Here is a 21,475-nt window from a genome sequence, read left to right as displayed (position 1 = left end):
GCTGCCCCCCGAATGAAACTATCAACTGTCTTATTCCCGCTGCTGGTTTTGCTGCCGGCCTTCTTGCCGGCTGTGGCCCAAACCATGCCCGGCATGCAGATGCCCGCCAGCGCGGCACCCCAGCCGCCCCGGACGGTCCCCGCGCCCAAAGCCGCCCCGGCCGGCGCGACCACCGGTGCCCGGCCGGCTCAGGTCGGCAAGCGCGTGGAGTACGATTTGTACGTAATGGACTCGCTGGTCAATTTCACCGGCAAAATTCGTTCGGCCGTGGTCATCAACGGCCGGCTGCCGGGCCCCACGCTGCGCTTCACCGAGGGCGACACGGCCGTGGTGCGGGTGCACAACCGGCTGAAGGGGGCCACGTCCATGCACTGGCATGGCTTGATTCTGCCCAACGCCCAGGATGGGGTGCCCTACCTGAACACGGCCCCCATTCTGCCCGGCACCACGCACACGTTCACCTTTCCGCTCGTGCAGCACGGCACCTACTGGTACCACGCCCACGGCCTGGAGGAGCAACTAGGGATGTACGGCTCGTTCGTGATTCAGCCCAAAGAAAGCAAGCCCGCGATGCGGGAGTACGTGCTGCTGCTCTCCGACTGGACCGACGAGCGGCCCGCCGAGGTGCTGCGCTACCTCAAGCGGGCCGGCGAGTGGTACGCCGTGAAAAAAGGCGCGACCCAGAGCTACGGCGAGGCCCTGGCGGCTGGCTACTTCAAGGATAAGGTGAAGCAGGAGTGGGGCCGGATGCCGGCCATGGACGTGTCGGATGTGTTCTACAACAAATTCCTGGTAAACGGCCAGGAACAGGCCTATTTCAAGGATGCGCAGCCCGGCGAAGTCGTTCGTCTGCGCGTCATCAACGGCGGCACCTCGTCGTATTTCCACCTTCAGTACGCCGGCGGCCCCCTGCAGGTCGTCGCCGCCGACGGCAACGACGTGGTGCCCTTTCCGGTCACCAAGCTGGAAATCGCCACCGCCGAAACCTATGATTTACTCATCACCGTGCCCCCCATTGGCGCGGCCGAGCTGCGGGCCACGTCCTCGGATGTGACGGGCTATACCTCCGCCTACTTTGGCAGCGGCGAGGCCATGAAGGCCCCCGACCTGCCCAAGCTCGACTACTTCCAGCTGACGCGCGAGATGAACCAAATGGGCCCGATGACCGGCCTGAGCGCCGACGGGGCCGGCCAGATGAGCACGGCCAAGAAGGGCCAGGCTGCGCCAAACGCTGGCGACATGAAGGGCATGAAGATGCAAAACAGCCCCGAACCGGCCGCGCCCGTGCCCACCCCCCGCGACCGGCCGATGAACCGGCAGGAACGAAACGGCCTGAGCATGGGCAGCCTGCAGGACCAGGGCATCGGGATGGACATGGGCGGCATGGCCGGTGAGTTTAACTACAACCGGCTCCGCGCGCCGCGCCCTACTACGCTGGATTCGACCCACAAGTGGCGGGAAATCAAGCTCACGCTGACCGGCAACATGCTGCGCTACATCTGGTCGTTCGATAACAAGACCTTGTCCGTGGCCGATGCCATTCCCATCCGCAAGGGCGAGAACGTGCGCATGGTGCTGCAAAACCTGACCATGATGCGCCACCCGCTGCACCTGCACGGGCATGTGTTTCGCCTGGTGAACGCCCAAGGCGCCTACTCGCCGATGAAAAACACGTTTGATATCCCGTCGATGAGCGTCGTCACCATTGAGTTTGCGGCCAACGCCGAGCAGGACTGGTTTTTCCACTGCCATACCCTCTACCACATGGCCGCCGGCATGGGCCGCGTCATCAGCTACGAGGGCAGCCCGCAAAATGAGTTTGCCAAAACCGGGTACAAAGTGGTAAAGGCCGGCGACAACGCCCGCTACCCGTGGCTGGACTTCTCGGTGCACTCGCAGGCTACTTTTCTGGAAGCCAACGTCTCCAACAACAAGAACGCCCTGGAATTTGAGGGCCGGTTTAATTACCGGGGCGACTACGAAACCGAAACCCATCTATTGCGCTACCTCGACAAGCGGCAGTTTCTGGCCGCTTACGTCGGCTTCGATTCCCGCAACAACAAGACCCTGCGGACCGAAAGCGAAACGAACACGAAAAACAACCGCCGCGTGGTGGATGCCGGCGTGTACTACCTGCTGCCCCTGCTGGTGCGCTCGGAATGGCGCGTCGACAACACGGGCAAGCTGCGCCTGCAGCTGGAACGCCGCGACCTGCCGCTAAGCAACAATGTCTTCGCTGATTTAAGAGTCAATACCGACAAGGAATACACGGTGGGGTTTCGCTATATGGTGCGCAAGTGCCTATCCCTGAGCACTAACTACGACAGTGACTACAAATGGGGCGCCGGCCTCACGTTTCACTACTAAGCCTTGATGCGGGTGGAGTACCGCCGATGTAGCCGAACGATTAACTAACCTTTCCCAATCATCATGAAAACGGTTCTGATGGCTCTATTGGGCTTTTTTGCCCTAATTACTACGGGTCGGGGCCAGTCCCCATCATTCGGCAGTGGGCTACACCGCTCGGTTGAAGACTTCCGCAACCACCGCCTCACGCTGGCGGTGGACTGCAAAACAGCAACCCACAAGTTGCGCTTCCACGAATTCAACGGCAAGCCTTACCTGACGGTAATTCACGGGGGCAAGCCCTACCAAGTGGCCAAGGACAGCCTCTTCGGCTACCGCGACTGCGACGGGGTCGAGTACCGATTCGCCTCCGGCAACCAGCACTATCCCATCCTGAACCCTGGCAAAGCGATACTACTCTACAAAGTGGAACAGCCCGCCGTGGGCAAGAATCCTGGCTACGTGCACCTGTTTTTCAGCACCACGGCCGCCGCGCCCATTCAGCCCCTGACGCTGCTTGCGGCCAAAAAAGCCTTCCCCAACAACCACCGCTTCCACGACCTGCTGGACGCCCAAATTCAGAATGGGGACCTGACCGCCTACGATGCCATGCACCACATGACCAAACTCAACTGGCTGCTCCGGCAGAGCCAGGCTGCCACTGTTTCGCACTGAGGGCACTCTTCCAACAGCCCACATGAAACGGTACCCCTGTACTCCAAAGCTTTGGCGTTCGGGGCTTCCGTTTGCTCAGCATCGATTGCTATTTCCTCTTGCTGCACCTGCCCTTACTGCCGGAAGATGCTCGATTGGCGGGATGACGGCGGTGAATTTCTGCTCGCTTCCGACTTCAAGTGGCTGCTGGCGGGGCTCACGCTGCCGGGGGTAGCCGTCCTGCTGCTTTACCGAATAGAAAAGTGAATACCCGGTTGAGGACGAAAAATTGCTGAAAACTGCTCTAGCTGTAGTGCGAAAGACGATGACGAAACTTCGCCGCAAAAGCTCCAGCCTTCGAATCCTGCCTTGCCAGGCCCCGCTCAGCCACTACATGATGCACTTTCAGATGGTGGACAAGGCGGTGGTCGTGCAAGGCAACGGACAAACGAAGGCGTGCTGCGGTGGGGTCGTGGTCGCGCAGTGCAACAAGCGCCACCAAACCACGGCGTGGAATGACCTCAAAGGCGTGGGATACTACAAGCACCATTAAAATCCGACCGGAGTCATGCCGGCGGGCAAAATCATTGATAATTACCTGGCATACATCAACAAGAGATGACCAACCTTACCCCGGCGATGTTCGTAGCTCCAACAATAGCGCTGCTCAGCGCGGCATGGCTCTATGCCTACTTCCGCAAGCGCACGGCTGACAAATTCCTATTCCGACGGTTTATCAGCTGGGTAACTGTTCTGGCTTTTCTGTTGAATTTTGCCTGGGAGTTAAGCCACTGTCCCCTGTATAAGGGATGCGGCTACGACTTCGCACACGTTACATTTTTAGCCCTGGCCTCGCTGGCGGATGCCATCTTAGCGGTGTTGCTGTACTTTGGTTTTGCGCTTGTCTACCGAAACGGTATGTGGGCTCATCCCCTGACCGCAAGGCGCGGTTTTTGGTTGATGGTGGTGGGTGGTACGGGAGCAGTCGTTTCCGAAATGGCTCATCTGGCCGCGGGAAATTGGGCTTACACCGATGGTATGCCGCTTATTCCGGGCATTGGAGTAGGCGTTACCCCGGTTCTCCAGTTTACCGTCCTTCCGCTGTTGATTTACAGCCTGAGTTCCTATCTCACGACACCGAAAGCAGGACCCTCCGCTCCCAAATCCGTTTCAGGAAGTAGTTCAGGGTAGCCGAATTTTTCGTGCCCTGAGAATACCCCGGTATGCACGCTGCCCTTGTGCTCACTTCTTAGCCACTCTTTATGGGCCTTCAGTTCCTTTTGCCACGGGCGTCGAAAACAGTAACCCAACTATTCAACACGGTAAGCAACGCGTGGATGAGCTGGAAAAGAGTGGTCATTACACCTGCTGGCAAAAGGATTTCGACTTGGTGCAGGAGCTGGGCATCCGCTTTCTGCGGTACGGGCCGCCCATTCACACCACGTTTTTGGGACCGGGCAAGTACGATTAGGCTTTTGCCGTTGCCACGTTCCGGGACCTGCGGCGGCGCGACACCGTGCCCATTGTGAACCTGTGCCATTTTGGGGTGCCCGACTGGATTGGCAACTTCCAGAACCCCAATTTCCCGGCGTTGTTCGCGCAATACGCCAAGGTCTTTGCCCGTCGTTTTCCGTGGGTGCAGCTCTACACGCCCATCAACGAAATGTACGTGGTCCTCTACGGGTGGTGGAATGGGCAGTTGAGCAGCGACCAAGTCTTTGTGATGGCGCTCAAGCACCTTATGAAGGCCAACGTGCTGGCCATGCAGGGTATTCTGGAAGTGCGCCCCGATGCCATCTTCATTCAGAGTGAGTCGTCGGAATACTACCACGCCGAAAATCCGGCCGCCATCAAGCCCGCCGAGCAAATGAATGCCAAGCGGTTTTTGTCGTTGGACCTAAACTACGGGCAGCGCGTGAACTCCGAAATGCACGACTACCTGCTGGACAATGGCATTACGCGGGACGAATATCACTTCTTCCGGCACGGCAACCCGAAGCACCACTGCATCATGGGCAACGACTACTACAAAACCAACGAGCACCGCGTGGCCGCCGATGGCAGCACCCGCGCCTCGGGCGAAATATTCGGCTACCACGCCATCACTATGCAGTACTACGACCGCTACCATTTGCCCGTGATGCACACCGAGACCAACCTATGGGAAGGCCTTTGGCGCGACGAGGCCGTAAACTAACTCTATAAAGAATGGGCCAATGTGCTGCGCGTGCGTAACGATGGAGTACCCATCGTCGGCTTCACCTGGTATTCCCTCACCGACCAGGTGGATTGGGACTCGGCCCTGCGCGAAAACAACGGCCGCATGAATCCCGTGGGCCTCTACGACCTCGACCGCAACATCCGGCCCGTGGGTACGGCGTACCAGCCGCTCATCGCCGACTGGTACCAAGTGCTGCCCACGCAAAGTATGTGCCTGCAAGTGCCCATCGTGATGCCCAGCGAGCACAATTACGGGTGGGCCAAAAAGCAGCGGGAAGACGTGCCGGCGTATCAATCGGTACCGATACCTGAGCAGGACGGCCCCGCGCCGCCAACTGCTAATGCGAATGTAGACAGGTAGTTACAACTTGTGCATAAGCTACGGCGTATAGAAAAAAAAGTGCATTAGCGGTGCCGTTTGCTGGAATTTACTGACCGGCCCTTTCCTCCCAAATCCCTGAGGGTAAAACACCTGCCCTAAATAGCTATTCTGTTGTCACTATTAAACCTTTGAAAACGCCATGAAGCCAGAAACCATCATCGATGCGATTACTCGCCAGGACTGGCTGGGTACGGCCGGCGACGCCATCCAGCCCGCCATCATCAAGGCGTTTGAAGCGGGCGGCGAAACCGGGCAGCAACTCAAGGATTTCCTGCACGGTACCTGGCTGGGACACCCGCTGCATCCGGTCATTACCGACGTGCCCATTGGCGCGTGGACGGCAGCGGCCGTGCTGGATTGCCTGGAGCTAAGTGGCCAGCGCAAGTATGCCCCCGGCGCTGATGCCGCCATTGCCATTGGGCTAGTCGGGGCCCTGGGCGCCGCGGTAACCGGTTTGACGGATTGGACGGGTCTAACTAAGAAAAAACGTAGAATCGGGCTGCTGCACGCCTTCCTGAACATCGGGGCCACGGCGCTCTATGCCACCTCCTACATACTACGGCGGCGCCAGGACTCCCGGGGCCCGGCCATTGGGCTGGCGCTGGTGGGCTACGGCATCGTATCTGCCTCGGCCTACTTGGGCGGGCACTTGGTTTACGCCGAACAAGTGGGCGTGGACCATACGGCTACGTCGGACGAATATCCCAAGGAGTTTGTGGCCGTACTGCCGGACGCCGAACTGGCCGAAAACACGATGCGACGGGTCCAGGCGGGGAGTATACCGGTGCTGCTGGCCCGCAAGGACGGCGAAATCTTTGCCATTGCGCACACGTGTTCCCACTTGGGTGGTCCCCTTTCCGAGGGTGCGCTGCTGCCCGATGGTAGTGTGCGCTGCCCCTGGCACGGCTCGGTATTTTCGCTGGCAGACGGACGGGTGCTGGCCGGACCGGCCACCGAGCCGCAGCCTAAGTTTGACGTGCGCGTGACCAACGGGCAAATCGAAGTGCGCCTATTCCAACCCCAAAATAAGTAAGCGCAACGAGCGCCCCCCCCCCTCGTTAACCTAACGCACCTTCTTTTCTTCGGCCCTGCCCAGAAGGCATACTCTTGATGCGGTAGCACCTGCTCTGCGGCTGCTTGGCGGTGACTCAGCGGTTTTACCCTATTTGTTTAACAACACCCAAGGGTGCAGCGCGGCCAAAAACTCCTCCCGGCTCCGAGTGGAATGGCCGATGGTTCAGATGGTCCGATTATTTTCTCCCGTGTAGCGGTTCGTTAGAGCCGTTGTTGAGGCTTGGCCTTTTCCTGCCGCACCATCCGTCGTCAAACCCGCAGTTTCGTCAGCGCGGTGCCTTTGTGCGCGGCAACGTGGTCGGTTTTGTCGCTTTTGATTTCGTATTGCGGCTCCGCCGGGCTGGCGTGGTGCGTGTAGCCCTGGTACGCAAAATCAGCGGTGTGGACCTTGCTGATGGTGCCCGACACCCGGCCGGCTTCGGAGTTCCACCGTACGTGGTCGCCCACGCTAAATTTCGGTTTTATAGCCATGCGTTCCTCTTACGTGTCGGCTAGCAAATCGAAGTATTCGTCGTCCTCGTTTTTGCCCCCGAACCCTTTGCCGACCTGCTCGTGGCTTTCCACGAACTCGACCCGGCAAACCCACTTCACCATTTTGTAGCCCAGCTGGTTTTCCACCCGCAGCCGGAGCGGCGCGCCGTGCCCTTCGGAGAGGGGCGCGTAATTCATTTCCCAGGCCAGGATGCAGGCGGGTTTCAGGCAGTTGGCCAGCGTGTGGGTGTCGTAGTACGCGCCGCCGTACAGGCCCTCGCCGAAGGAGTAAAACGCCACGGTGGTCACGGCGGCGTGGGGCTTCACCAAGTCAACCAATTTGCGCAGGGGCAGCCCGCCCCATTCGGCGATGCCCGACCAGCCCTGAATGCAGTGGTGCATCGTGATGTTTTGCTCCAGACCGAGCGCTTTCAAGTCGGCCAGCGACAGCTCGACGGGGTTTTCGACCAGGCCGCCCACGCTCAGTCGGAAATCTTGGAAGTTGGTAGCCGCCAGGGTGCGCCACTGCTCCGAATCCGGCAGTTTGCCGTTCAGCCAGAAGTAGGACGTGATGTCGGCTTTTTTGTAGTAGGCAGTGGGCTTGAATTGGTCAATGGATAACCGCCACAGGTTACCGTTGATGGCGGCCGCGGTTTGCTGAAGCGCGCGGGGCCGTTGCCACGACACCCACTGCGCCCCCACGGCGGCGGCCACGGTCAGCAGCAGCACGCCAGCTCCAATCCAGAGCCCGGTGTGGCTCACGGAGTCATCCCGCCCGGTGCCCATGTGGTTCATGTTGCGGGTGAGGCCGGTGGCGGCCACCATCGCCACGTGAATGATGGTGAAGGCCACGTAGGCCACCGTCACCAAAAAATGCACCGAGCGCGCCCCCTGTCGGCTGCCAAACAGCTTGGGGAACCAGTGGAACCGATTTTCAATGGCCGGCGACATGGCCATGCCGCTTAGCATTGAAATTGGGGCGAGCAGGAACACGACCGCGAAGTACGACACCTGCTGCAAGGCGTTGTAGTGAAAAAAGCCGTTCGGCTCCACCGGCAAATGGAACGTGGCGTAATGAACGAAAATGCTCCAGGCGTCGGGCACCACCTGCCACGACGTGGGCACCAGCCGCCGCCACTGGTTGGTGAAAAACAGCAGGGCGATGAACACCGCGCCGTTGAGCAGGAAAAACGGTACCGTGATAAAATGCCAGTGCCGGGCCAGTCCCACGGTGTGCCGGTAGCCGGGCAGCCCCAGCACGGGGCTGAGGTAGCGGGCGTCTTCTTTGGCCGTCCACATCCGGTCGGTGGGCACGGCCACCGGGGTGAAGCGGAGCCAGTCGGTGCCCGGCGCGCAGCCGTTGTTCCAGTACAAGCGGGCGTGGTCGGCCAGGATGGAAAGCCCGCTGCGGACGATGAGCACCAGGAAAAAGAAATTTACCCAGTGGCCGATGCGCAGCCACGCCGGAAAGCCCTGCGGGTCGGCGGCGGTGGGGGCCACCAGCCGCGCCGACGGGTCGGTGGGCAGCCCAAAGGCCAGGTACTGCGCCCAGGCAAGCCCCACCGGCACCAACACCAGCGCCGCGCAAACCGCCAAGGCCCCCGGCTGGAACCGGGCCACCAGCCGCCGGTCGGCGGGGTAATGCACAGCGCGTTCCGCCGCGTTGAAGTTGGTAAACATAGTTGGGTTGGAAAGGAAAAACGTGTTTACCGAAAGTAGCTCCGCTGTCTTATTTTTTTGTGGCCAGCGTGAGCAGAAAAACGGACTCCGTGACCGCGGTTACGCTGTGCGGAATGCCAGCGTGCAGCGTCAGCAGTTGTCCTTGGGCTAATTCGGTCGCTTGCTCGGCCGTGCGGAACATCAGCCGGCCTTCCAGTACCTGCACGCTGATAATGCCGGGGGCGGTGTGCGTTTTTAGCTCCGCGCCCGCGTGCAGGGCCAGCAATACAATGCGCATTCCTTCCGTTTTGAAAACGGTCAGGGCGTTCCGATCGCTGGTGCGGTAGGCGGGCTCCTGCCGGACTTGTGCCAGTAGGGCGGGCAGGTCGAGCACCAGCAGCGGGGCATCGAAGGGCTGGCCTCCTTCCGGCCGTTGGGGCGTGGGGTCGTTCGATTTATCTTCCATCGTGTCGTTCGGGGTCTGGGGCTAAAGTCTGGTTAAGTTGCGTACCACCGGGATGCAGGCGGTTTTCACCGGCTTTTTCTTTGGTCAGGCCCCGCGGCCATAGTCGGTCCACCAGAATGCGGGTGCCGTCCTCCCGAGTCGGTTTTTCGTAGACTCTTTTGATGTTGATTACCATGGCCTTGTGCAAGGTTATTGGACGTCACTTTGGCCACCAGGTACTTGCGGTTCAGGGTCGCGATATTTCCCTGGGTGATGCCGGCTGGGCATTCGGCCGCGCATAAGCCGATGTTGAAACAGGACCCGAAGCCTTCCTTGTCCAATTGGGCCACCGTGTTTTCGGCGCGGCTTTGGCGTTCGGCCTGCCCCTGGGGCAACAGGACCAGCTCCATCACCTTAGCCCCTACGAAGAGCACGGCCGACGAGTTTTTGCAGGCTGCCACGCACAGCAACTCTTCGGCATATGGCCGGTAATTACCGCCTCATTTAGAGCAGGTAGTGGGAATTATGTAATGCTGTCAGTTAATAGCAGCAAACATTAAGGGGGTTAGATGGCGTAAGGAAGCAAAAGTACTGGCCAGCATATTCCGCATCAGCCTTTTGGCTGCGCACTATTTTCCAGAAGTTTAGCAGCAGGTACTGCTCGGCCCCTAACCGCCACCACTACCAGTTACTTTATGTTCAAAGATTTTCCCAACCTGCACCCCTTGGTGGTGCATTTTCCCATCGTCCTCATCCTGCTCAGCGCGGCCCTGCAGGCGGTACTGGTGTTCAAGGATTGGCCGCCCGTCCGATGGATTACGCTGGTCATCATGGCCGGCGGCTTCGCCGGGGCGCTGGCCGTCAGCACGGTGTTCCACGCCATGCCTGTGGGCTTGTCACCCAAGACTGCAGACTTGTTCAGCGCCCACGAGCAGTACGCCAGCTACGCCCTCTGGCTTTCCGGCATTACCCTGCTGCTTGGTGGAGTGGGGGAGTTTTTTCAGCTTCATCGCCGGGCGTTTGACGTCCTGGTACTGGTTTCGGCGTTGGCGGCGGCCGGGGCCGTTTCCGTGGCCGGCCACCACGGGGCGCAGCTGGTGTACATCGCTGGCGTCGGCCCGCAGGGCCACCTAGTGATGAAGGGCGACGAACACGGCGAGGCTCAGGCCATGCCCGGCATGGAGATGAAGGCGGATGGGCACGACGAGCAGGGGAGGGCGGATGACCACCCCGAAGACGCTACTCCCGCATTACCCGGCCCACAATCAACCGCTGAAAAGCCTTCCCCGAAAGCTATGCCCAGCATGGAGATGGAGGGCCCGGCTGCCCCTAAAAAGGGCAGCGGCAATGCTACCCCCGACCAAATGGGTGACATGGACATGTCCGGCTCCAAGCCTGGCAGCCAGACTCGGCCGGCTCCCCGGGCGGGCGCTATGCAACGCACGCCGGGCATGAAGATGCCTGCCTCAAAAAGCGCGCAAGCGATGCCCAAAGGCATGAACATGAGCACTCCGGCCAAACCAAAGCAAACGCAGGAGGTGCCCGGAATGGCGGACATGCCGGGCATGAACAAGCCGGCAGCTGGCACGAAAAAGCCTAATAAGGCCAAGTCTGAAATGGGTGGCATGCCGGGCATGGACAACATGGCGGCTATGCCCGGCATGAAGGCTTCCACCCCCAAACAGCCGAATCAAGCTGGGCAGATGATGGGGAAAATGAAAGACATGCCCGGCATGGCAAAAGGCCAGGCGATGCCCTCCACGGGCTCGATGCCGGGCATGAGTACGCCGGCCAACCCGATGGACAAGTTCCGCTTTGAGGACAACAACCCCGCCCGGAACAAACCCAAGAATGCTAAACAGTAGCGTATTCATGAGATTATTCACCTGCCTACTCTTTTTGCTTGGCTCGCTGCCCTTGGCTGCCCAAATGCCCCAGCACCAAGCCATGCCCAAGGGCAAGGATGCCAATGGCATCGCCACGCCTCCCCCGGACCAGGACCTGCGCGGGCACGTGGTGACTCCCCGGGCCGGCCACGCCGGCCACCGCGTCGAGTACGACCTGTACGTGGACGAGCGCAAGGTCAACTACAGCGGCAAAACCCGCCTAGCCATCGCCATCAACGGGCAGATTCCGGCCCCCACGCTGCGCTTTACCGAGGGCGACACGGCCATCATCCGGGTGCACAACCAGATGGGCGTGGAAACCAGCATCCACTGGCACGGCATCCTGCTGCCCAACCAGTACGACGGCGTGCCCTACCTCAACACGGCGCCCATCGCGCCGGGCGGCACGCACACGTTCACGTTTCCCCTCATTCAGAGCGGCACCTACTGGTACCACTCCCACACCATGCTGCAGGAGCAGTCGGGTCTTTACGGCTCCATCGTCATCCAGCCCAAGGAAGTGAAGTACGAGCTCAAGGAGTACGTGCTGCTGCTCTCGGACTGGACGGATTATAAGCCCAAGGAGGTGATGCGCTACCTCAAGCGGGCCGGCGAATGGTTTGCCGTGCAGAAAGGCGCGACGCAGAGCTACGGCGAGGCCCTGGCCGCCGGCTACCTCAAAGACAAGGTGAAGCAGGAGTGGCAACGCATGCCGGCCATGGACCTGACGGACATCAACTACAACAAGTTTCTCACCAACGGCCGCGAGAAAAGCTACTACCCCGACGCCAAGCCCGGGGAGGTGGTGCGCCTGCGCGTCATCAACGGCAGCGCCTCCTCGTATTTCCACCTGCAGTACGCCGGCGGCCCCCTGCAGGTCATCGCCGCCGATGGCATCAACGTGGAGCCCTTTCCGGTGTCCAAGCTCGAAATTGCCACGGCCGAAACCTACGACCTGCTAGTGACCATCCCACCCGCGGGCGCAGCCGAGCTACGCGCCACCGCCAACGATATCACCGGCTACTCGTCCAGCTACTTCGGGGCCGGCGAGCCGATGAAAGCGCCCGACCTGCCGCGCATCAACTACTTCCAGATGATGCGGGAAATGAATAGCATGGGCAACATGACTGGCATGAACATGGGCGGCAACGACCAGATGGACCCCAAGGGCGGGGGCCTGAAAGGCATGGACATGAAAGGGGGCGGTGGGGATATGAAGGGGATGGACACGAAGGGCCAGCAGCCGAAGCCGGCCGCGGACCCCGCCATGAAGGGCATGGACATGAAAAACGGCACCATGCCCGCCAGCGCGGCCCCCTCGCCTCAAGACCGGCCGATGAACGAGCAGGAGAAAGCCGGCAAGAGCATGGGCACCATGCAGGACCAAGGCAGCATGGCCGGCATGGACATGGGCGGCGGCATGGCCGGTATGAGCATGGGCGGCGGCGGCGGCGATTTCAACTACAGCCAGTTGCGGGCCTTGCACCCCACCACGCTCGACTCCACCCGGCAGTGGCGCGAGGTCAAGCTCACGCTCACCGGCAACATGCTGCGCTACCTCTGGTCGTTTGATAATAAGACCTTGTCCGAAGCCGATAAAATCCCCATCCGCCGGGGCGAAAACGTGCGCATGACCTTCACCAACCTGACCATGATGCGCCACCCGCTGCACCTGCACGGGCACTTTTTCCGCATGGTGAACGCCCAGGGGGCCTATTCGCCCATGAAGCACACTTTCGACATCCCGGCCATGGGCACGGTCACCATCGAGTTCGAAGCCAACGAGGAACAGGACTGGTTTTTCCACTGCCACATCCTCTACCACATGATAGCCGGCATGGCCCGCATCGTCAGCTACGACGCCAGCCCGCAGAACGAGTACGCCAAAGGCAACTACCGCATGCTCAAGCGCGAAGACAACGCCGTGTACCCGTGGTTCGACCTATCGGTGCATTCGCAGGGCGCTTTCCTGGAAGGCAACCTCTCCAACAACCGAAACGCATTGGAATTTGAAGGCCGCGTGAACTACCGGGGCAACTACGAAACCGAAACCCACCTGCTGCACTACCTCGACAAGCGGCAATTTTGGGCCGGCTTCGTCGGCTACGACTTTCGGGACAACAAAACCCTGCGTTCGGCAGCCGATACCGAGGGCGGCAACCGCCGCACGACGGAAAACAACCGCAACTTCCGCCGGCAGGCGGAAGTCGGCGTGTACTACCTGCTGCCCCTGCTGGTGCGGGCCGAGCTGCGTACGGACCTGACCGGCCAGCTGCGTCTGCGCCTGGAACGCCGCGACCTTCCCCTGAGCAACAACGTGTTCATGGACATCAGCGGCAACACGGACCGCGAATTTACCATCGCATTTCGCTACATGGTCAGCAAGTACGCCTCGCTCAGCACCAACTACGACAACCAATACGGCTGGGGTGCCGGCCTCACCTTCCACTACTAGGTTGGTGCCCACCTCAGGGCCAGTCGCTTACACATCAGTGGATTATTCACCGTTTGCCTTCCTGTTATGACCTTATTCAAATTTGCCTGGCTCGCTGCTGCCAACCTGCTGCCGGTTACTGCTCCGCCTCCTACTGCGGCCACCACGACGGTGACCGTGGTCGTGACCAAGCTGCCTTCCGCTCAGGCTACCCTGAAGCTGTACTTCTACAACGTGAAGGCCAATTTCCTGGTCCGCAACCAGTACACGCTGCTCAAGCACATCAAGCCCGCGGGTAGTAATAAGGTCGTGTACCCCATTCAGCTGCCGCCCGGCGAGTGGGCCATTGCTGCCACGCAGGACCTGAACGAAAATGACCTGGTGGACCGCAACCTGATTGGTATTCCCACCGAGCTCTTTGACTTGTCCAACGTCGGCCACCCGCGCTTCAAGGTGCCCTCCTTTGAGGACTGAATGTTCAAGGTCAACGGGCCGACTATGGTAACCTGAGGTGGTCTAGTTAATCTGGACAGAGCAGGGTGGCACCTCTCCTTCGTCATGAAAGACACACGAAAACCCGACAACCGCCGCACGTACGATGCGGCCTTCCGCGCCGAAGCCGTGCGCCTGGCCGGCCCAAGCCGCTCGACCCAAGCCGCCGCCCGGGCACTCAACATCGACCTCAAACGCATCTACCAGTGGCAAAAGGCCGCCCAAACGCCGGGGACGGCCGCATTGGGGGCGGCGCTGGACCCGGCCACGGCCGCCGAACTGCGCCAGCTGCGGGTCCTGGCCCGGCGGCAGGCGCAGGAGCTGGACATTTTAAAAAAAGCCATCGCCAGCAAACGCTTGAGGCGCGTTATCTCGCAGACGCCGGACCAATGAGCCGCTACCGCTTCATCGCTGCCGAGCGCGGCCACTACCCGGTGCGGCGGCTCTGCCCCGTGCTCGGGGTGCCGGCCAGTGGGTATTATGCGTGGCAAACGGGGCAGCAGCGGGCGGTGGACCAGCAAACGCCGGCTTGGGAAACAGCCTCGGTCAAGACCTTTGGGGTACACCAGCGCCGTTATGGCACCCGCCGGCTGCAAGTTGCGCTGCGCCAGAACGGGTACGCCGTGGGTCGGCAGCGCCTGCGCACGGCCATGCGCCGCCGGGGCCTGCAGGCGCTCCAACCCAAGGCCTACACTCCACGCACGACCGACTCCACGCACGGGCTGCGCTGCGCTCCCAACCGCTTGCTGGACCAGCCCAAGCCCACCCGGGCCAACCAGGTGTGGGTGTCCGACATCACGTACCTGCTCCTGGCCAACGGCGACTGGGCCTATTTATGAGGTGTACCAAGCACGTGGTGGGCTGGCACGTGGCGACCACGATGCCGGAAGAGTTGGTCACCACGGCCTTGCAGCAGGCCTTTTTCGCCCAGTCGCCCACTCCAAGCCTTGTCGTCCACTCCGACCGCGGTCGTACCCGGTAGGGCGGCCAGTACTGCGGCAACGCCTACCGCGCCCTCTTGCACCGGCACGGGGCCGTGCGTTCGCAGAGCCGCCGCGGCGAATGCTACGACAATGCCCTACCGGGTACGACCCAAGCCGAAAGCCTCTGGTCCCTCCTCAAAACGGAGGTGCTCGAACTCCGCGAGTGGCCCGTGTTTGCCGACCCGGCCGACGCGCAAGCCAGCATCGCCGACTATTTTGACTACTACAATCACGACCGCCTGCACTCCAGTATTGGCTACCAGACGCCGTATCACGCTCATCGACAATTACTTAAAACCACTGCCCTAAACTGTCCAGCCTAAATGGACCACCTCAGATTTATACGCTAAGCCATTTAGTCACCGGAATGTCGGAGTGGACGGCGGTGCGAAGGGTCGAGTTGCGCCGGGTTGGTGAAGGAGTGTTTGCCGAGTCGGTTGATGTGCTCGCAGCGGCTGGGCGAAAGGTATTCGGAGTGCGCTTCGTTGACGGGGCAGCCCCCGGCCTGTCGTTGCCGCAACACCTCTTGCCTGTACACCGTGTTCCAGAGCAGCACGCAGTTGGTCAGCAGCGTCAGGCACCGGGCCGTTTCGCTTTGAGCTTGCGGCTGCTTGCGGCGGCTGACGCCTTCGCTGCCAAACCAGAGCCAGGCCCTCCGCACGCCGGGCTGGCAGGTATTCTGCGCCGCCCCCGGCCCGGAGGCTACCGCCGCGTGGGCACGCGCGCACGGGTTGCCCCTGACGGAAATAGCCCCCGCCGACCAGGAGACGCCGGGTACCCTCTACCTGCTGCGGCCCGATGGCTACGCAGGGCTGGTGGTGCCTTCTCTTGATGAAAAGGTTTTTCCCGCTTGCCTCACGCCATGGGTAGCGGTGGATACACTCGCTATAAAGTGAGTGGCGACGCGTGTAGCGAAGGAAAGGACCACAGCGCGCCTCCGCATCCCGGGTGCGCCGCGGGCGCTACCGGCCGGCCGGCGGAGCAGGTGTCGGGGGCCGCGGCTGGCCGGTGGCGGCTTCGTCGGGCGCCTCCAGCGCCACTTCGGCCCGCAGGTTGTCCAGGTCGCGCTGCACGCTGGCCACCGCCCGGGTCTGGCCCTGCCGAACGAAGGCCACGTTCCCCGCCCGCTGCGCCAGCGGGCCGTCCACTGCCAGCGTATCCCACTGCTCGGCGTGGCCGGAGTAGCGAATCGAGAGGTCGTAGTGCTTGCTCCAGAAGAAGGGCACCGCGTCGAACCGCTGCCGTTGGCCCAGCAGGTTACGGGCGGCCGTCTGGCCCTGGCGCTGCGCCACCACCCAGTGCTCCACCCGGATGCGCTCGCCGGTGTGCGGGTCGGGCCAGCGGGCTATGTCGCCAGCAGCGTAGATGCCGGGCACGCTGGTTTGCAGGTACTCGTCCACCACCACGCCCCGGTCCAGGGCCAGGCCGGCGGCCTCGGCCAGCGCCAGGCGGGGGCGCACCCCGATACCCACCACCACCAGGTCGGCGGGCAGCCGCTCGCCGTTTTTGAGCACCACCGCGTCGGCTTCGATGGCGGTGGCGGTCTGCTGCAAATGAAACACGATGCCCTTTTCCTGGTGCAGCGCCTGCACCATCGCGCCCAGCTCCGGGCCCAGCACCTTGACCAGCGGCACTTCGTCGGGGGCCACTACGTGCACTTCCAGCCCCAAGCCCCGCAGCGCGGCCGCCACTTCCAGCCCGATAAAGCTGGCCCCCAGCACCATGGCCCGCCGGGCGTGGGCGGCCCCGGCCATAATGGCGCGGTGGTCGGTCAGGGAGCGCAGTACGTGCACGTGGGGCCGGTCGTGGCCGGGAATGTCCAGCCGCACCGGCTCGGCCCCGGTGGCCAGCAGCAGCGCTTCGTACGGGTGGGCGGAGCCGTCGGCCAGCAGCACGCGGCGGCCGCTCACGTCCAGAGAGACTACTTCGCCCTGCACCAGGTCAATGCCGTGGTCGGCGTAAAAGCCCGCCGGGCGCAGGGGAATCTGTTGCTCGTCGTCGGGGGAAAAGCTTTTGGAAAGATTTGTCCGGTCGTAGGGCACCTCCGCTTCCCCGTCGAGGAGCGTCAGGCGGCCCCGGTAGCCTTCGCGGCGCAGCATCTCGGCGGCAGCGCTGCCGGCCCCACCGGCTCCGACAATTACGATGGTTTTGGGGTGGCCCGCTGGCGCGGTTGCGGCGGGCAACAACGGAGCTAGCGGGTCGCGCTCCTGCTTGCCGGTGACGTAGGCCCGCCCGTCGCGGCGCTCCACCGTCCAGCAAGCCAGCGAGTCGAGGGCCGGGGCCCGCAGGGCCTCGCCGGTGCGCAAACTGAAACAGGCGTGGTGCCAGGGGCAGCGCACCGTGTCGCCCACGAGCAGGCCCGTTTCCAGCGGCGCGCCGAAGTGGGTGCACAATGCCCCGACGGCCAGCAGCTCGTCGCCGCGCCGCACCAGCAGCACCGGCTCGCCGTGGGCGTGGCCGCGGATTAGGGCCCCTTCGGCCAGGTCGGGGAGGGCGATGCCGGCTGTGCCGAAATCGGGGCCGGGGAGCGGAGGAGCTGCATCCATAAAAAGGGAGGTTGGGAGACGGAGCGGGGGAAATCCGCCGGAAAGAACTGCTGGCTGCTTGCCGCGCAGCTTGGGCGCTTGCGAAGGCAATCCGATGTGCCGGAAGACCCGGGCCACCACCGCATCGCGGTAAATGAGATTAAATACGCATGAGTTGGTGCGGGGGTACCAGCTTTTTTAGCTGCCGCCGCAACAGGCCTACGGGTAGCAGCGCGGCCGGGCAGTGCACCGGGACGAGGCGGGACAGGGTTGGTTCAGCTTCGTGCCCGGCAGGCTTAAGTGCCCACGCATAAGTAACCGGATAAAGAAGAACGTCATTCCGAGCTTGCCGAGGAATCTCGCTCGCGCCAGTGGGCGGCGCGGATGACTCCAGCAAGATTCCTCGGCAAGCTCGGAATGACGTTCTTTTTGGTTGACTACGGTTACTTAAGCGCGACTGCTTAGACGAGTACGTACACCAGCAGCGTCACGAGGCTGCCTTTGATGCTACTTGGCGAAGCGCCAACGCGCTTTGTTCCCAACTTTGGGCAGTATCTCCGTTTGACCGTTGGCTTTCGACCCACGTAGGGCAATTTGGACGTGCCGGGAAGCGAACATCTACTGATTGGCTGGTCAGCTGCCCCGCACCCAAGGCCCTAGCCTGCCGCACCAAGGCATCGGCCTCAGACTTTCACGTCGTAGCGGTCAAGCATCATCACTTTATCCCACGCCTTCGCAAACGCTTTTAGGAAGCGCGGATGGCCATCACTGCCGGCGTAAATTTCCGCGACCGCGCGCAACTGGCTGTTGGCGCCGAACACGAGGTCCGCCCGCGTCGCCGTAAAGCGCTGCTCCCCCGTCGCGCGGTCGTCGAGCGAGAAGGTCATGCCCTGCGCGTCCGCTTTCGTCCATTCGAAGTCCATGCTCGTGAGCACGGTAAAGAAGTCGTTGGTCAGCACGCCGACGCGGTCGGTAAAGATGCCGTGCGCGGAGCCGTCGTGGTTGGCGTTCATCGCCCGCAGGCCTCCCACCAGCGCGACCCACTCCGGGGCAGTGAGCGAGAGGAGCTGCGCCTTATCAAGAAACAATTCCTCCGGGGCCACGCCCTGCGAAATTTCCGCGAACCCGTCGTCGAGGTAGTTGCGGAACCCGTCGGCCACGGGCTTCAACCACGTAAACATCTCGATGTCAGTGAATTCCTGCGTCGTATCGCGGCGGCCCGGCGTGAAGGGAACAGCGGTCGCGATGCCCGCATCGGCCGCCGCTTTTTCGAGCGCGGCGCAGCCCCCCAGCACGATGAGGTCGGCGAGCGAGACCTTTTTGCCACCCGTCTGCTGGCCGTTAAATTCCGCCATCAACGTGCGCAACGCGACGACTACCGGTACGGTCCGGCGATTGACCGCCCAGTCCTTTTGCGGGGCCAGCGCGAGCCGCCCGCCATTGGCGCCGCCCCGCTTGTCGCTGCTCCGATGCGAGACCGCGGCGGAAAAGGCGGTGTACACCAGGTCGGAGGGGGAAATGCGCAACGCCAGGATGGATTGCTTCAGGGCCGCGATATCCGCTGCGTCGACCAGCGCGTAGTCAGCCAGCGGGATAGGGTCCTGCCAGAGCAGGTCGTTGTCGTTCCGCTTCTCGGAGCCGAGGTAGCGTTCACGCGGCCCCATGTCGCGGTGGGTCAGCTTGTACCAGGCCTTGGAGAAGGCTTGGGTGAACGCGTCAAAGTCGTGGAGGAATTTTTCGCAGACCTGGCGGTAGTCGGGGTCGACCTTCAGCGCAATGTCGGTCGTCATCATCATCAGGGCGTTCAACTGGCCGGGGATGTGCGCATCGGGCGTTTTCGACGCGTTCGGGTCGGTCGGGGTCCACTGTAGCGCGCCGGCCGGGCTCTTGGTCTGCTCCCATTCGTATTTGAACAGGTTTTCGAGGTAGTCGTTGTCCCACTGGGTCGGGTTTGACGTCCAGCTCCCCTCAATGCCGTTGGTCATCGTGAATTCGGCGTTGCCCGGGCCCTTGGGGTTGTGCCAGCCAAAGCCCATCGCCTCCATCGGCGAAATCTCGGGCGGGGCCCCGATTTCATCCGCCTTCACCATGCCGTGGCTCTTGCCGAAGGCGTGGCCGCCGGCAATCAGGGCCACGGTTTCCTCGTCGTTCATGGCCATGCGGGAGAAAGAAACGCGAATGTCGCGCGCCGAACCCATCGGGTCGCCGTTGGCGTAAGGGCCTTCGGGGTTCACGTAAATTACCGCTTGGTGCGTGGCAGCCAGCGGGTTTTCGAGGTCATAGTCCGCATCGCCGTTGCGGCCGCGCCACCGCTTGTCGCGCATCACCATGCTGTCGAACGAGGTCACGTTCTTGGGGTCCCACACCTCGGGGCCCCAGTAGGTGGCGTTGTCGGCCTCCCAGGCGTCGTGGCGGCCACCGGCGAAACCGTAGGTGGGAAAGCCCATGATTTCCAGCGCACAGTTGCCGGTCAGCACGATAAGGTCGGCCCAGGAGAGGGCGCTGCCGTACTGCTGCTTAATGGGCCAGATGAGCCGGCGCGACTTGTCGGTGTTGCCATTGTCCCACCAGCTGTTGATGGGCGCGAAGCGCATCAGCGCCTCCCCGGCGCCGCCCCGGCCGTCGGCGATGCGGTAGGTGCCGGCGGAGTGCCAGGCCATCCGAATCATCTGCGGGCCATAGTTGCCGTAATCGGACGGCCACCAAGCGACCGAAGAAGTCAGGAGGGTTTTGATGTCTTGCTTCAGCGCCTCCAAATCAATGGCGTTGAAAGCCTGGGCGTAGTCGAAGTCGTCGCCGAGTGGATTGGCGCTCGCACCGTTCTGATGCAGCAGCTCCACCTTCAGCCGGTTGGGGTACCAGTCGGACAGGGCTGGCGGCGTGCCCACCGCGCCGCCGATGCGGTCACCGCCGAAGGGGCATTGGCCGGTCATTTCGAACGTCTTGGTATCGGTCTTGTCGGGGCTTAGGTTATTCATGGGAATATTTTATAAAATCGTTGATTTCGGATAAGTCGTCGGTAGCGTGATGCAATCTGGGTCCCTGGTTTGAGCCATCCGCCGGGCGCTTCCAACCACCAGTTGTGCGGCGAACGAGACGCCGGGCAAAGGCGGGTGCATCCCGTACGCGCGAGTTGGGATGGAGTTGCGCGCAAGAGTCCTTGTGTCTCAATTGAGGGCCCGCGTGACGCGCGCTGCCTTAATGACTGGTTTTCGACGTGCCATTGCGAAGCGCCAAGGCTGCCAGTTCGCTGGTTTGGAGGCGGTGCTGGGCCAGGTGCAGGGCCAGCAGCCCGTAGAGGGGCGGGTCCAGAACGGGGAGTCCCGGGGCGGCGGCCAGGTGCTGGGCGAGATGCGTCAGGTCCGCGGGGGCCAGTCCGACGGCGGTGCCGGTGAGCCACCGGTCCGGTTGGTATTCAGCGAGGACGTGGGGCAGGTGCTGGGTTGATATGCCCAATGCCCTGGTCAATAGCTCATTGCAGCGGCCGCTGCTGGCCCAACGGCCCGCCCCCGGCCTCATCGTTCATTCCGACCGGGGTCGTACCCGGTAGGGCGGGCAGTACGTGGGCAATGCTTACAAGGCCCTGCTACGCGACGTCCAGGCCCGGTTCTCGCACAGTCGGCAGTCGGCGCGGCGAATGCTGTGACAATGCGCAAGCGGAAAGTCTGTGGTCCCGCCTCAAAACCGAGGTGCTCGAAGCCCGCGACTGGCCCGTGTTTGCCGACTTAGCCGATGCGCAGGCCAGCGTCGCCGATTATTTTGACTTTTATAACCACGAGCGACGCCGCTCCAGCATTGGCTACATGAAGCCCTATCAATTTCACCAACGAGAACTTAGTAATATCACCCTATTCTCTTGTATGATTGCACTGCCTCTCAAGTAGAGAGGTAGCCAGAAAAGGAA

Annotated in this window: 25 protein-coding genes; 17 read left to right on the top strand and 8 right to left on the bottom strand. The window is 62.1% G+C overall.

What is annotated here, in order from left to right:
• Positions 1-12 precede the first annotated feature (12 nt).
• The 8 genes from IEW17_RS15680 (at position 13) to IEW17_RS15655 (ending at position 6,635) form a co-directional block, all read left to right on the top strand.
• Entirely contained in the window at positions 13-2,367 is a 2,355-nt protein-coding gene (locus IEW17_RS15680; RefSeq protein WP_188563003.1) for a multicopper oxidase domain-containing protein, read from the top strand.
• Between the two features lie 63 nt (positions 2,368-2,430).
• Complete coding sequence (locus IEW17_RS15675) at positions 2,431-3,021, top strand: hypothetical protein (protein WP_229749049.1); 591 nt, start codon at positions 2,431-2,433, stop codon at positions 3,019-3,021.
• A gap of 304 nt (positions 3,022-3,325) precedes the next feature.
• Positions 3,326-3,553: a hypothetical protein gene (locus tag IEW17_RS15670; RefSeq protein ID WP_188563002.1), complete on the top strand. Its 228-nt coding sequence runs from the start codon at positions 3,326-3,328 to the stop codon at positions 3,551-3,553.
• Between the two features lie 65 nt (positions 3,554-3,618).
• Positions 3,619-4,191, top strand: coding sequence for a hypothetical protein (locus IEW17_RS15665; protein WP_188563001.1), 573 nt, complete (start codon positions 3,619-3,621; stop codon positions 4,189-4,191).
• Positions 4,192-4,333: 142 nt separating this feature from the next.
• On the top strand, positions 4,334-4,471 hold the full coding sequence (locus IEW17_RS20995; protein ID WP_229749048.1) for a hypothetical protein: 138 nt from the start codon (positions 4,334-4,336) through the stop codon (positions 4,469-4,471).
• Positions 4,472-4,525: 54 nt separating this feature from the next.
• A complete protein-coding gene (locus IEW17_RS20990) occupies positions 4,526-5,197 on the top strand; it encodes a glycoside hydrolase family 1 protein (RefSeq protein ID WP_229749047.1) in 672 nt (223 codons plus the stop codon).
• 30 nt (positions 5,198-5,227) lie between these two features.
• On the top strand, positions 5,228-5,581 hold the full coding sequence (locus IEW17_RS20985) for a hypothetical protein (protein WP_229749046.1): 354 nt from the start codon (positions 5,228-5,230) through the stop codon (positions 5,579-5,581).
• 160 nt (positions 5,582-5,741) lie between these two features.
• Positions 5,742-6,635 (top strand): Rieske (2Fe-2S) protein, encoded by an 894-nt coding sequence (locus tag IEW17_RS15655; RefSeq protein WP_188563000.1) that lies wholly within the window; start codon positions 5,742-5,744, stop codon positions 6,633-6,635.
• A 290-nt stretch (positions 6,636-6,925) separates the two neighbouring features.
• On the opposite strand, the gene IEW17_RS15650 is transcribed toward IEW17_RS15655, so the two are convergent.
• The 4 genes from IEW17_RS15650 to IEW17_RS15635 are packed head-to-tail and all read right to left on the bottom strand — an operon-like array spanning position 6,926 to position 9,447.
• Positions 6,926-7,147 carry a hypervirulence associated TUDOR domain-containing protein gene (locus IEW17_RS15650; RefSeq protein WP_229749045.1) on the bottom strand — a complete coding sequence of 74 codons (222 nt, stop codon included), beginning with the start codon at positions 7,145-7,147 and terminating at the stop codon, positions 6,926-6,928.
• 9 nt (positions 7,148-7,156) lie between these two features.
• Complete coding sequence (locus IEW17_RS15645) at positions 7,157-8,827, bottom strand: molybdopterin-dependent oxidoreductase (protein WP_188562999.1); 1,671 nt, start codon at positions 8,825-8,827, stop codon at positions 7,157-7,159.
• Between the two features lie 49 nt (positions 8,828-8,876).
• Positions 8,877-9,272, bottom strand: coding sequence for a cupin domain-containing protein (locus IEW17_RS15640; protein WP_188562998.1), 396 nt, complete (start codon positions 9,270-9,272; stop codon positions 8,877-8,879).
• Positions 9,262-9,447 carry a DUF488 family protein, N3 subclade gene (locus tag IEW17_RS15635; RefSeq protein WP_188562997.1) on the bottom strand — a complete coding sequence of 62 codons (186 nt, stop codon included), beginning with the start codon at positions 9,445-9,447 and terminating at the stop codon, positions 9,262-9,264. The genes IEW17_RS15640 and IEW17_RS15635 overlap by 11 nt, the downstream gene beginning before the upstream one ends.
• A gap of 499 nt (positions 9,448-9,946) precedes the next feature.
• Between IEW17_RS15635 and IEW17_RS15630 the strand changes: the two genes are divergently transcribed.
• The 7 genes from IEW17_RS15630 to IEW17_RS15600 all read left to right on the top strand — a co-directional run bounded on the left by IEW17_RS15630 (position 9,947) and on the right by IEW17_RS15600 (position 15,369).
• On the top strand, positions 9,947-11,116 hold the full coding sequence (locus IEW17_RS15630; protein WP_188562996.1) for a DUF2231 domain-containing protein: 1,170 nt from the start codon (positions 9,947-9,949) through the stop codon (positions 11,114-11,116).
• A gap of 7 nt (positions 11,117-11,123) precedes the next feature.
• On the top strand, positions 11,124-13,592 hold the full coding sequence (locus IEW17_RS15625) for a multicopper oxidase domain-containing protein (protein WP_188562995.1): 2,469 nt from the start codon (positions 11,124-11,126) through the stop codon (positions 13,590-13,592).
• A 66-nt stretch (positions 13,593-13,658) separates the two neighbouring features.
• On the top strand, positions 13,659-14,045 hold the full coding sequence (locus IEW17_RS15620; RefSeq protein WP_188562994.1) for a DUF2141 domain-containing protein: 387 nt from the start codon (positions 13,659-13,661) through the stop codon (positions 14,043-14,045).
• Positions 14,046-14,129: 84 nt separating this feature from the next.
• A complete protein-coding gene (locus IEW17_RS15615; RefSeq protein WP_188562993.1) occupies positions 14,130-14,456 on the top strand; it encodes a transposase in 327 nt (108 codons plus the stop codon).
• Complete coding sequence (locus tag IEW17_RS15610; protein WP_188562992.1) at positions 14,453-14,902, top strand: IS3 family transposase; 450 nt, start codon at positions 14,453-14,455, stop codon at positions 14,900-14,902. The genes IEW17_RS15615 and IEW17_RS15610 overlap by 4 nt, the downstream gene beginning before the upstream one ends.
• Positions 14,899-15,045, top strand: a complete 147-nt coding sequence (locus IEW17_RS15605; protein WP_188562991.1) for a hypothetical protein — start codon at positions 14,899-14,901, stop codon at positions 15,043-15,045. Before IEW17_RS15610 ends, IEW17_RS15605 begins: the two co-directional genes overlap by 4 nt.
• Before the next feature lie 36 nt (positions 15,046-15,081).
• The gene (locus IEW17_RS15600) at positions 15,082-15,369 is read left to right on the top strand and encodes an integrase core domain-containing protein (protein ID WP_229749044.1); all 288 of its coding nucleotides are present in this window, start codon (positions 15,082-15,084) and stop codon (positions 15,367-15,369) included.
• A gap of 32 nt (positions 15,370-15,401) precedes the next feature.
• On the opposite strand, the gene IEW17_RS15595 is transcribed toward IEW17_RS15600, so the two are convergent.
• Positions 15,402-15,707: a Tn3 family transposase gene (locus IEW17_RS15595; RefSeq protein WP_188562989.1), complete on the bottom strand. Its 306-nt coding sequence runs from the start codon at positions 15,705-15,707 to the stop codon at positions 15,402-15,404.
• Between the two features lie 70 nt (positions 15,708-15,777).
• Between IEW17_RS15595 and IEW17_RS20975 the strand changes: the two genes are divergently transcribed.
• Positions 15,778-15,942, top strand: coding sequence for a hypothetical protein (locus IEW17_RS20975; protein WP_229749043.1), 165 nt, complete (start codon positions 15,778-15,780; stop codon positions 15,940-15,942).
• Between the two features lie 66 nt (positions 15,943-16,008).
• Here the strand turns inward: IEW17_RS20975 and IEW17_RS15590 are convergent, their stop codons facing one another.
• From IEW17_RS15590 to IEW17_RS15580, 3 genes are all read right to left on the bottom strand, one after another.
• Complete coding sequence (locus IEW17_RS15590; RefSeq protein WP_188562988.1) at positions 16,009-17,592, bottom strand: FAD-dependent oxidoreductase; 1,584 nt, start codon at positions 17,590-17,592, stop codon at positions 16,009-16,011.
• 662 nt (positions 17,593-18,254) lie between these two features.
• Positions 18,255-20,549, bottom strand: a complete 2,295-nt coding sequence (gene katG, locus IEW17_RS15585; RefSeq protein WP_188562987.1) for a catalase/peroxidase HPI — start codon at positions 20,547-20,549, stop codon at positions 18,255-18,257.
• Between the two features lie 220 nt (positions 20,550-20,769).
• Positions 20,770-21,027 (bottom strand): hypothetical protein, encoded by a 258-nt coding sequence (locus IEW17_RS15580; protein WP_188562986.1) that lies wholly within the window; start codon positions 21,025-21,027, stop codon positions 20,770-20,772.
• On the opposite strand from IEW17_RS15580, the gene IEW17_RS15575 reads away from it, so the two are divergent.
• The gene (locus IEW17_RS15575) at positions 21,027-21,455 is read left to right on the top strand and encodes an integrase core domain-containing protein (protein ID WP_308420628.1); all 429 of its coding nucleotides are present in this window, start codon (positions 21,027-21,029) and stop codon (positions 21,453-21,455) included. The genes IEW17_RS15580 and IEW17_RS15575 overlap by 1 nt on opposite strands.
• Positions 21,456-21,475: the final 20 nt, after the last annotated feature.

Source organism: Hymenobacter frigidus (assembly GCF_014640435.1).
Taxonomy (GTDB): Bacteria; Bacteroidota; Bacteroidia; order Cytophagales; family Hymenobacteraceae; genus Hymenobacter; species Hymenobacter frigidus.
The sequence above is the reverse complement of the archived record's forward strand: the minus strand, read 5'-3'. Positions and strand labels throughout refer to the sequence as shown.